The sequence below is a fragment of the Phyllobacterium sp. P5_D12 genome (assembly GCF_054049495.1).
The window spans coordinates 1-9895 of record NZ_JBFUMG010000139.1 but is presented as its reverse complement, the minus strand read 5'-3'; the positions used below and the strand labels follow the sequence as shown (position 1 = coordinate 9895).

Sequence of the window (9895 nt, the reverse complement as noted above, 5' to 3'; positions counted from 1 at the left end):
CAGAAAGGCAGTATACACCTCGGACTAGGGAAGAGGTGGTTGCCCTGGCCAAAGCTTACGCTGCATCATTGACTCCTGAAGAAGATGCGGCGCTTACTAAAGCGGCATTGGACGATCCAGACACCGTGCTTGTCACCGAAGAATTCACGAAAGGCCGCCCGGGTCGCCCATTTAGTGCCCACACAAAAATCCCGGTCTCCATCCGCCTTAGCCCGGATGTCCTCGATCATTATCGCTCAAGCGGGCGTGGCTGGCAGGGCCGCATCGACGAGGCATTGCGCAAGCTCATGCAACTCGAGACCCGAAATGAGCGGCCTGACGCTGTAACACGCCGGAAAAAACGCGCCTGACCCCGCGCGTCTTGACTTCACCCTCTATTTCCTGTTTAAGCCGCCCATCAATCCGCGACGAGTTTTGAAACTCCGAGCAGCCGACCGGGGCCCCGCAAGGGTCTAGACGATCCCGGAGGTCAACACCCGACAGCGCGATGCGCCCTCGGGTGTCATTTTGCTTTGAGCTCTTTGCCCTGGCGCGGTTGGTACTTATCTTTTGGGGAATGGGTCTCCGAAGGAATAAAGGAAAACTGGATGTTCGAGAGCTTACAGGAACGACTTGGTTCGATTTTGAACGGCCTCACAGGCCGTGGCGCGCTGTCGGATGCCGATGTCGCTGCGGCCTTGCGCGAAGTGCGCCGCGCCCTGATCGAAGCTGACGTCGCGCTCGATGTCGTCCGTTCGTTTACCGACAAGGTTCGTGCCAAGGCAGTTGGCGCTGATATCGTCAAGAGCATCAAACCCGGCCAGATGGTCGTTAAGATCGTCCATGACGAGCTGATCGACATGCTCGGCGCCGAGGGCGTCACCATTGATCTGAACGCGCCGGCGCCCGTCGTCATCATGATGGTTGGTCTGCAGGGTTCCGGTAAAACCACCACCACCGGCAAGATCGGCAAGCGCCTCACCGAGCGGTCGAGGAAGAAGGTGCTGCTCGCCTCTCTCGATACGCGCCGTCCCGCCGCGCAGGAACAATTGCGCCAGCTTGGTGTGCAGACCGGCGTCGACACGCTGCCAATCATTGCTGGCCAGACGCCCGTCGAGATTGCAGCGCGCGCCGTACAAGCGGCCAAGCTCGGCGGCCATGATGTGGTCATTCTCGATACGGCGGGCCGCACCCATATCGATGAGCCATTGATGATCGAAATGGCCGACATCAAGAAAAAGGCCAATCCGCATGAAATCCTGCTGGTCGCCGATGCGCTGACCGGCCAGGACGCCGTCAATCTTGCGCGATCCTTCGATGAGCGCGTTGGCATCACCGGTCTCGTTCTTACCCGTATGGATGGCGACGGCCGTGGCGGTGCTGCCCTTTCCATGCGCGCTGTCACCGGCAAGCCGATCAAGCTGATCGCCACCGGCGAAAAGATGGATGCGCTGGAGGAATTCTATCCTCGCCGCATCGCCGACCGCATTCTCGGCATGGGCGACATCGTTTCGCTGGTCGAAAAAGCTGCTGAAAACATCGACGCGGAAAAAGCCGCGGCGATGGCCAAGAAGATGCAGTCCGGCAAGTTCGATCTCAACGATCTGGCTGACCAGATCGGCCAGATGCAGAAGATGGGTGGCATGGGCGGCATCATGGGGATGATGCCCGGCATGGGAAAGATGAAGGATCAGATGGCTGCGGCCGGTCTTGACGATTCCATCTTCAAGCGCCAGCTCGCGATCATTTCGTCAATGACCAAGGCCGAGCGTGGCAATCCCGATTTGCTCAAGCACTCACGCAAGCAACGTATCGCCAAGGGTTCCGGCACCAATGCCGCCGACATCAACAAGCTTCTCAAGATGCACCGCCAGATGGCGGACATGATGAAGGCGATGGGCGGCAAGGGCAAAGGCGGCATGATGAAACAGATGATGGGCGGCCTTGGCGCGAAAATGGGTCTCGGTGGGCTAGGCGGCATGGGGGGCATGCCCGACCTGTCCAAGATGGATCCGAAGCAGCTTGAAGCCCTGCAGAAACAGGCGGAAGCCGCTGGTTTCGGCAAGGGTGGCGGCTTGCTTGGTGGTCTTCCGGGCGGATTAGGCGGTCTGGGCGGGGGCATGCCGCGTCTGCCCGGCCTTGGTGGCGGTCTTCCCGGACTGCCGAAAAAGAAAGGGTGAATATGTCGTCCTCCTCTCTCCCCAAAGAACTGCTCCAGTTGCGCGCTTCCATCGACAATATCGATGCAGCGTTGATCCACATGCTCGCCGAACGTTTCCGCTGCACCAAGGCAGTGGGCGTTTTGAAGGCGAAGAACGGCCTCGCACCCGCTGACCCGGGCCGTGAAAAACTACAGGTCGAACGTCTGCGCTCGCTGGCGCTGGATTCAGATCTGGACCCCGATTTTGCCGAGAAGTTCCTGAACTTCATCGTCAAGGAAGTGATCAGGCATCACGAAACAACAGCCGCCAAGGAAAACGGCGGTTAACCCAACTACCAAGGAGAATACCAATGTCACTGAAAATTCGTCTGGCCCGCGCAGGGTCGAAGAAGCGCCCTTATTACCACGTCGTCATTGCTGACGTGCGTTCGCCGCGCGATGGCCGTTTCATCGAAAACGTCGGTTCGTGGAATCCGATGCTTCCCAAGGATGGCGAGCGCGTCAAGCTTGATGCCGACCGCATCAACTACTGGATCGGTCACGGCGCACAGCCAACGGACCGCGTTCTTCGCTTTCTCGATCAGGCCGGTATCGCCAAGCGCGACACCCGCAGCAATCCTGAAAAGGCATTGCCGGGCAAGAAGGCACAGGAACGCGTTGCCATGGCCAAGCAGGCTGAAGAAGATGCAAAGGCCAAGGTCATTGCTGATGCGGAAGCTGCTGCTGCCGCCGCTGAGGCTGAAAAGGCTGCCGCCGCTGAAGCAGCTGCTGCCCCTGCCGAAGAAGCTCCGGCCGAAGAAGCTGCAAGCTGATCATCAGCTGCTGCTGTTGACAACAAAACGGGTGGCTTTTGCCGCCCGTTTTTGTTTTTGAGCAAACTTCACAGAACTGCAAAAAAACTGAAACGTTCTCCGCGCAAAGAAGACGCAGCCAGCCACTTTGAAATGGCGCATAATCCTCCCCCAAGCCCTTTGCGGTTTTGGGGTCATGCGTCAGCCAGCCCGGAGAGAACACTATGAGCAGATCGGCTTCGTTCACGCGCCGCAACTTCCTCGCTTCATCAGGAGCCGTTGCATTGACCGCAACGTCAGGTCTTGCCCTCCCGTCCTATTCACGCGCGAATGCGCGACCGGTTTTCACGCATGGTGTTCAGTCTGGTGACGTCGACGCGACGACGGGCATGATCTGGACGCGAACCGACAGGCCAGCGCGGGTTAATATCGAAGTTTCCACCACCGAGAGCTTTGCCAACGCCTATTCGTTACCGCCGCTCAATGCCTTCCCGGACAGCGACCTTGCAGTAAAGCAATTGCTCACCGATCTCGTCTCGGACCAGGATATTTTCTACCGCCTGACTGCAGTTGATCTTAGCGACCTCAATGCTGTCTCGGAACCGATTGTAGGCCATTTCAAAACCGCCCCGACAGCAAAGCGCAATATCCGTTTTGCCTGGTCAGGCGATACAGTGGGTCAAGGCTGGGGTATCGACGAGACCGGCATGAAGACCTACGCGACTGTCGCCAGCCACACCCCCGATTTCTTCCTGCACTCGGGCGATACGATCTATGCCGACGGTCCCCTGGTCGAAGAAACGACGTTGAAGGACGGGAGCAAGTGGAAAAACCGCATCATTACCGATGAAAAGCGCAAGGTGGCAGAAACGCTGGACGAGTATCGCGGTCAGTGGAAATACAACATGCTCGACGATCACGTCCGCGCCCTGAATGCAATCTGCCCGACTTTCCTCCAGTGGGACGACCACGAAGTGCTCAACAACTGGTCTTCCTCCAAGGACCTCACCGCCGACGATCGCTACACAGAAAAGTCCATCGCGCTCCTGTCGGCCCGGGCCGCGCGGGCCTTTCACGAAATGACCCCGATCCGCTACACGCCTGCTGAACCTGGACGCGTTTATCGCAAGATCGCCTATGGCCCGCTGCTGGACGTCTTCTTTCTCGACTTGCGTTCCTATCGCGGCCCGAATGGTCCGGATATGGAAGACACGATCACGCCGGAATCGTCCATTCTTGGCGCAAACCAGGTGCGCTGGCTGAAGCGCGAACTGTTGAATTCCCGCGCGACCTGGAAGGTCATCGCTGCGGACATGCCGCTGGGTCTGGTGGTGTGGGACAATGCGACCGCAAAGAAGGGCGCGGAAGCTGTCGCCAATGGCGACAACGGCCCAGCGAAGGGCCGGGAGCTCGAGATCGCCGATCTGCTGCGCTTCATCAAATCTGCCGGTATCCGCAATACCGTCTGGTTCACAGCAGATGTGCACTACACGGCAGCGCACTATTACAATCCGGACAAAGCGCAGTTCCAGGACTTCGAGCCGTTTTGGGAATTCGTTTCGGGCCCCATCCATGCCGGCACCTTCGGTCCCAACGATCTCGACAAGACCTTCGGACCGGAACTCAAGTTCATCAAGGCGCCAACGCCCGAGCAAGGCCAGAACCTGCCACCCTCGGCCGGGCTGCAATTCTTCGGTCTCGTTGATATCGATGCGGCAAGCGAACAGATGACCGTGAGGCTGATGGACCGCGAGGATGCCGAACTTTACAAGGTAACGCTCGATCCCGTTCGTTAGATCTGATGTGGTGAAGTCAACCCGCCCCAGGCCGCCATGGCAGCATCGGCGGTCTTCTTCAATTGCTCGAGTGTGGCGCCATCACGCGCTGTGATTGACATCCCGTGTTGTACAGTCGCGTAGAATTCCGCCACCTGCTGGATATCGACAGTCTCGGAGAGTTCGCCTTCGCGCACGGCGCGCTCCAGCCGTTGGCGCAACTGTGTCACATTGTCGAGACGTCGCTCCTTCAGCAGCGATGACGGCGTACCGGGACCCTCATCGCCGTGCAGCGCGCCCATCACCACCATGCAACCATGCGGCTGGCCTGGATCAGTATGGGAGATGGCTGTCTGCATGAGAAAATCCGCGACGCCCTCCTTTGCAGTCGTTGCTGTCGGCAATGAATGTTTGATGCGCTGGCCGATCTTATTCGTATAGAGTTCGACTGCCTCCCGGAACAACTCCGCCTTGCTGCCGAATGCGGCGTAGAGACTGGGCGCATTGATGTGCATCGCCTGCGTCAGATCCGCCATGGAAGCACTGTCATAGCCTTTCTGCCAGAACACGCGCATGGCACAATCAAGCGCTGCATCGCGGTCAAATGCACGGGGACGACCCTTCGGAGACATCACGAACTTCCTTTCTGTATCGATTAATACATAAATCACTTGACGCCGGTTCGCAAGCGTGACATTAAAATATGTATCGATCACTACAAAAAGGATAACATGATGTCGCGTCTTGAAAATAGAGTTGCCTTCATCACCGGCGGAAGCCGCGGCATGGGCGCAGCGATTGCACTGAAATTGGCACAGGATGGCGCTGATATCGCCGTTACCTATACGAGTGCCGCTTCGAAGGCTGAGGAGACCGTCAAGGCAATCGAGAGGCTGGGCCGTCGCGCCATCGCCATTAAGGCGGACAATCTCGATGCAGCCGCCATCGAGGCGGCAGTCAACGAGACTCAAGCCAAATTTGGCAGGCTGGATATTCTCGTCAACAACGCCGGCGTCTACTCGATGGGCACCGTCGATGCATTGACGCTCGAGGAGTTCGATCGCGTCATGTCCATCCATGTCCGCGCGAGCTTTGTTGCGGCGAAAGCAGCGGCGGCGCTGATGGGCGCGGGCGGGCGTATCATCAACATCGGTAGCAATCTCGCCGAGATCGTGCCTTTCCCCGGCCTCATCGCCTATTCAACCAGCAAGGCCGCCCTCATAGGGCTGACCAAGGCGCTGGCACGTGATCTTGGCCCGAGGGAAATCACAGCCAACATCGTCCACCCCGGCTCGACCGATACGGACATGAACCCCGCCAATGGCGATCACGCCGATGGCCAGCGCGCCCGTATGGCGATTCCGAAGTTTGGAGAGGCGAGCGATATCGCCGGTCTCGTAACGTTCCTTGCGGGCGACGAAGGCCGCTTTATCACAGGCGCATCGCTCACCATCGACGGCGGCGCCAACGCCTGATCGAGATTGCGCAAGGGCAATCCCTCAGCTATCGCCCTTGCGCACAAGCTTGCCTTCTTCCGCTTTGTGGAAATATTGCGAGCAGACCAGCCAGCCCTTCAACGGCCGCAGAAGCAGCAGACTACCCACAAGCGTCAACGGCAGCGTCGTGATCAGATGCACCCAGATCGGCACTTCATACGTCGTCTGCAACCACAGTGCGAAGACCAGGGCGGGCACCGCAACGATGGTCATGGCGAAGAACGCCGGACCGTCCGCCGGATCGGCAAAGGAATAATCCAGCTCGCAAACCTCGCAGGACGGAGCCAGTTTGAGAAAGCCATCGAACAGGTGCCCCTGCTGGCATCGCGGGCAGCGCCCCAGAATCCCGGTTTTCATCGGGTTTTCAGTAGGATGATAATGAACAATGTGAGCCATGGTCTTGCCTTTCGACCCTATTGTATCTGTATGGCCTTCGACACAAATATCCATACAATTGGTAATTGACTACAGGAAACATACTCCTTGTGAGGAGAAATGAAAGAAATATTCGTTGTATAGCGGCAATTTGACTTGCCAGCATCCCATCTGGCCTGTAATTGTATGGGTATATAGCCATACAATGAGTTCGCAATGACCATCTGGAAGCCTCGCATCGCTGCCACGTCGAGATACAAGCATCAAGGTATCGTCGATGCCTTGACTGCCGATATCGCCGCTCGCCTGCTGACTTCAGGCGATGCGCTGCCGCCGCAACGGGAGATCGCGCGCCAGCTTGGCGTCGATCTTACCACAGTTACGCGCGCGCTGAACGAGGCGCGCCGTCTCGATCTGATCGAGGCCAGAACTGGCTCGGGTACATTCGTGAAACAACAGGCGGTTGCCCCGAGAGTGGCACCTCCGGCAGCTGAACTTGACCTCAGCATGAATATCCCGCCGCAACCGGCCGAGGCCCGTTTGCCTGAACGGATTGCCGCAGGCATCGGCGCACTGCTGGTTGAACCCTCCAGCCGGCTTCTTTCCTATCAGGAGATTGCCGGCACCGAAGCCGCACGGCATGCCGCCGCGCAATGGCTGATGCCGCGTTTTGGCCATGCGCCCTCGCCCGACAATATTCTGGTTGCCGGCGGTGCACAAAGTGCACTCTTCGCCATTTGCAGCCTCGTGGCCGCCAATGGCGCCATTTGCGCCGGTGCCCATACCTATCCAGGGCTCAAATGCTTCGCGGCAACCCTCGGGTTCACGCTCCATCCGCTTGCCATGGATCAGTTCGGCATACTGCCTCAGGCGTTCGAACAATGCTGCCGGGACCATGCCCCCAAGGCGCTTTACATCGTTTCATCCATCGACAATCCGACCACGGCCACCATGCCACTCAAACGCCGGCGAGAGATGGCCGAAATCGCGCGCCGATATGGGGTCGTGATTATCGAGGAYGATCCTTATGCGGAACTTCTAGACGAGCCGCTGCCGGCTCTTGCATCCTTGGCGCCGGAGATCACCTGGCACATCGCGACACTGTCGAAATGCGCAACGCCTGCCCTGCGTGTCGCCTTTGTGGCCTGTCCTTCAGCGCTGGATGTCCTGAAGCTCACATCTTCCCTGCGCGCCAGCAATCCGGGTGCGTCGCCGCTCCTGGCCGCCCTGACGACCAGCTGGATCGAGAGCGGCACGCTCAAGCAGATCGCCCTCGCCATACGGGAAGAAAGCCGCGCGCGGCAATCACTTGCCGCGGTCATTCTCAAGGATTGGCAATACGCCGCCGAGCCTACAGGCCACCATCTTTGGCTGACCCTGCCCGAACATTGGAAAGCCGCCGAGTTCGCCGCGCTTGCCCGCCGTTCCGCGCTTGGCATCGTGGCCGCACCCGCCTTCAGCGTCGGAACTTCGTCAGAGGAGGCGGTCCGCGTCTCGCTTGGCGCCGCACCCGATCGTCCGCGTCTCGAACAGGGATTGCTGCTGCTGGACCGGCTGCTGCATGAGCCGCAGTTCTCGACGGGCTTGATCGTCTAGAGCAATTCCAGGGAAAGTGTGAAGCGGTTTGCGCAAAAACAAAGAGCTAGAGAAAGCTTCCCTGTGCCGAAATGGGATGAAACACTGGTTGCCTGGCCATGCCGGCGAAAATCCGGTGTTCGAGATCGAGAAGGTGGCGCTTGCGCCGCTGCCCGCCGCCATAACCCGTCAGCGAGCCATCCGCACCAATGACACGGTGGCACGGTACGACGATTGCAACCCTGTTTTGCCCATTGGCCGCACCCACGGCACGGCTTGAACCCGGCTTGCCCAGATCCAGGGCTATGCCGCCATATGTGCGTGTTTCCCCATAGGGGATAGCCTGGAGGGTCGACCATATCTGCCGCTGATATGCCATGCCCGGCAGCACGAGCGGTGTGTCGAACCCGGTGAGTTTGCCGGCAAAATAGTCAGTCAGCTCTGCCTCGATCTGCTCAAGCATGGCATTGCGGCCAGGTTCAATGGAATAGCCATAGCGTTTTTCGAGCTCCTCGACCTCCACCGGCAAGGCTGGCCGATCGTGAAACTCCAGCAATGACAACCCGTCGTCGCTCGCCATCGCAATCATCGCTCCAAGAGGCGTTTCTATGGACCTCTTCAGCAAAATCCTCATCACGTCGATCTCCGTTGAGACATGATTCTAGCACCTCAGCGTGAGATGCCCACCCGATTCATGCTCATTTGCCCGCGATGTTCACAACCGTACCGGCCGCATGCAGTGCCTGCATGATGTCGTTTGGCGGTTCCTGGTCGGTCACCAGTTCGCCGAACCCGCCAAAACCACAGACCTGGACCAGGCCGCGCTTGCCGAATTTTGCCGCGTCTGTGATCGCAATTGAACGTGTGCCGCGCGACAATACCGTGCGGGCAAATTCCGCCTCGTCCAGGTCGTAGTCGGTAAGGCCGCCAATCGCATCCATCGCACCCACCGAAATAACAGAATGGGCGACACTGAAGCGATTGACATACTCGATGGCCGAAACCCCGAAGGCCGCTCCGCTATCCCGGCGCAACTCACCGCCCGCCATGAAAACCCTGTTGCCATTCACTGTTGCCAACGTTCGGGCAATATCGGATGAATTGGTTACGACCGTCAGGTTCCGGTGCTGCAGCAATTCGCGCGCGAGAAAACTCGTGGTCGTCCCAGTGTCCAGCATGATGGATTCGCCGTCCTGGATAGTCCGCGCGACCCATTGCGCAATCATGCGCTTGGCTGGGGCGTTTTCGCGCATGCGTATCTCGAAAGGCGCTTCACCCAGATGCTGCGGCAGGCCGATGGCACCATGGATTTTGACGATTATGCCCTCATCGGTCATGGGCTTTACGTCGCGCCGGATCGTTTCCAGGGATACGCCAAGTTTTTGAGCCAGATCGGCGATCGAAATGGTCCCCTCGTCCTGCAGCAGACGTTTTATTTCACCGTGTCGTTTGGAATTCATGCCCGAAACCCTAGCCAAGAGTAAATTACCCGCAAGATTACCACACGATTCCCACAAATTTGTCATCAAAGCCACAAATCACCACAGAAACGTGTTGACATAGGTGAAATAAAGGTGGAAAGTCACATTATTAGACAAATGCGTGGTTCGACAGGCTCATCATGAGGGGTAGTATCCCTGCAAATAATCAAAAAGCAGTTATGGGGGTGCGAAACAGAAGTCTTTGCCACAGACGGATTCCTGTTCTTGGAGAGCCCACAACCCTCCTTCAGCAGACCAACTC

General features: G+C 58.3%; 11 protein-coding genes. 7 read left to right on the top strand and 4 right to left on the bottom strand.

The window, feature by feature from the left end:
- The 5 genes from ACXJ5O_RS11595 to ACXJ5O_RS11575 form a co-directional block, all read left to right on the top strand.
- On the top strand, nucleotides 1-350 hold a 350-nt coding region (locus tag ACXJ5O_RS11595), incomplete at its 5' end, for a BrnA antitoxin family protein (protein WP_457300025.1).
- A gap of 237 nt (nucleotides 351-587) precedes the next feature.
- Complete coding sequence (gene ffh, locus ACXJ5O_RS11590) at nucleotides 588-2159, top strand: signal recognition particle protein (protein WP_457300024.1); 1572 nt, start codon at nucleotides 588-590, stop codon at nucleotides 2157-2159.
- Between the two features lie 2 nt (nucleotides 2160-2161).
- Nucleotides 2162-2467, top strand: coding sequence for a chorismate mutase (locus ACXJ5O_RS11585; protein WP_114429549.1), 306 nt, complete (start codon nucleotides 2162-2164; stop codon nucleotides 2465-2467).
- 23 nt (nucleotides 2468-2490) lie between these two features.
- Nucleotides 2491-2952, top strand: a complete 462-nt coding sequence (gene rpsP, locus ACXJ5O_RS11580) for a 30S ribosomal protein S16 (protein ID WP_457300023.1) — start codon at nucleotides 2491-2493, stop codon at nucleotides 2950-2952.
- Nucleotides 2953-3155: 203 nt separating this feature from the next.
- Nucleotides 3156-4727: an alkaline phosphatase D family protein gene (locus tag ACXJ5O_RS11575; protein WP_457300022.1), complete on the top strand. Its 1572-nt coding sequence runs from the start codon at nucleotides 3156-3158 to the stop codon at nucleotides 4725-4727.
- On the opposite strand, the gene ACXJ5O_RS11570 is transcribed toward ACXJ5O_RS11575, so the two are convergent.
- On the bottom strand, nucleotides 4724-5338 hold the full coding sequence (locus ACXJ5O_RS11570) for a TetR/AcrR family transcriptional regulator (RefSeq protein ID WP_457300021.1): 615 nt from the start codon (nucleotides 5336-5338) through the stop codon (nucleotides 4724-4726). The two genes, ACXJ5O_RS11575 and ACXJ5O_RS11570, sit on opposite strands and share 4 nt — an antisense overlap.
- A 102-nt stretch (nucleotides 5339-5440) precedes the next feature.
- Here ACXJ5O_RS11570 and ACXJ5O_RS11565 point away from each other — a divergent pair, with 102 nt between their 5' ends.
- The gene (locus ACXJ5O_RS11565) at nucleotides 5441-6181 is read left to right on the top strand and encodes an SDR family oxidoreductase (protein WP_457300026.1); all 741 of its coding nucleotides are present in this window, start codon (nucleotides 5441-5443) and stop codon (nucleotides 6179-6181) included.
- Nucleotides 6182-6205: 24 nt separating this feature from the next.
- Here ACXJ5O_RS11565 and ACXJ5O_RS11560 read toward each other — a convergent pair whose 3' ends face one another.
- Nucleotides 6206-6598 carry a DUF983 domain-containing protein gene (locus tag ACXJ5O_RS11560; RefSeq protein WP_457300020.1) on the bottom strand — a complete coding sequence of 131 codons (393 nt, stop codon included), beginning with the start codon at nucleotides 6596-6598 and terminating at the stop codon, nucleotides 6206-6208.
- A gap of 195 nt (nucleotides 6599-6793) precedes the next feature.
- On the opposite strand from ACXJ5O_RS11560, the gene ACXJ5O_RS11555 reads away from it, so the two are divergent.
- Nucleotides 6794-8173 carry an aminotransferase-like domain-containing protein gene (locus tag ACXJ5O_RS11555; protein ID WP_457300019.1) on the top strand — a complete coding sequence of 460 codons (1380 nt, stop codon included), beginning with the start codon at nucleotides 6794-6796 and terminating at the stop codon, nucleotides 8171-8173.
- 46 nt (nucleotides 8174-8219) lie between these two features.
- On the opposite strand, the gene ACXJ5O_RS11550 is transcribed toward ACXJ5O_RS11555, so the two are convergent.
- Nucleotides 8220-8786: a methylated-DNA--[protein]-cysteine S-methyltransferase gene (locus ACXJ5O_RS11550; RefSeq protein WP_457300018.1), complete on the bottom strand. Its 567-nt coding sequence runs from the start codon at nucleotides 8784-8786 to the stop codon at nucleotides 8220-8222.
- 64 nt (nucleotides 8787-8850) lie between these two features.
- Entirely contained in the window at nucleotides 8851-9612 is a 762-nt protein-coding gene (locus ACXJ5O_RS11545) for a DeoR/GlpR family DNA-binding transcription regulator (protein ID WP_457300017.1), read from the bottom strand.
- Nucleotides 9613-9895 lie beyond the last annotated feature (283 nt).

Bases quoted from the DNA above. Each gene is read 5' to 3' on its own strand.
- ffh (WP_457300024.1), top strand. From the start codon at position 588: ATGTTCGAGAGCTTACAGGAACGACTTGGTTCGATTTTGAACGGCCTC.
- ACXJ5O_RS11585 (WP_114429549.1), top strand. From the start codon at position 2,162: ATGTCGTCCTCCTCTCTCCCCAAAGAACTGCTCCAGTTGCGCGCTTCC.
- rpsP (WP_457300023.1), top strand. From the start codon at position 2,491: ATGTCACTGAAAATTCGTCTGGCCCGCGCAGGGTCGAAGAAGCGCCCT.
- ACXJ5O_RS11575 (WP_457300022.1), top strand. From the start codon at position 3,156: ATGAGCAGATCGGCTTCGTTCACGCGCCGCAACTTCCTCGCTTCATCA.
- ACXJ5O_RS11570 (WP_457300021.1), bottom strand. From the start codon at position 5,338: ATGTCTCCGAAGGGTCGTCCCCGTGCATTTGACCGCGATGCAGCGCTT.
- ACXJ5O_RS11565 (WP_457300026.1), top strand. From the start codon at position 5,441: ATGTCGCGTCTTGAAAATAGAGTTGCCTTCATCACCGGCGGAAGCCGC.
- ACXJ5O_RS11560 (WP_457300020.1), bottom strand. From the start codon at position 6,598: ATGGCTCACATTGTTCATTATCATCCTACTGAAAACCCGATGAAAACC.
- ACXJ5O_RS11550 (WP_457300018.1), bottom strand. From the start codon at position 8,786: ATGAGGATTTTGCTGAAGAGGTCCATAGAAACGCCTCTTGGAGCGATG.
- ACXJ5O_RS11545 (WP_457300017.1), bottom strand. From the start codon at position 9,612: ATGAATTCCAAACGACACGGTGAAATAAAACGTCTGCTGCAGGACGAG.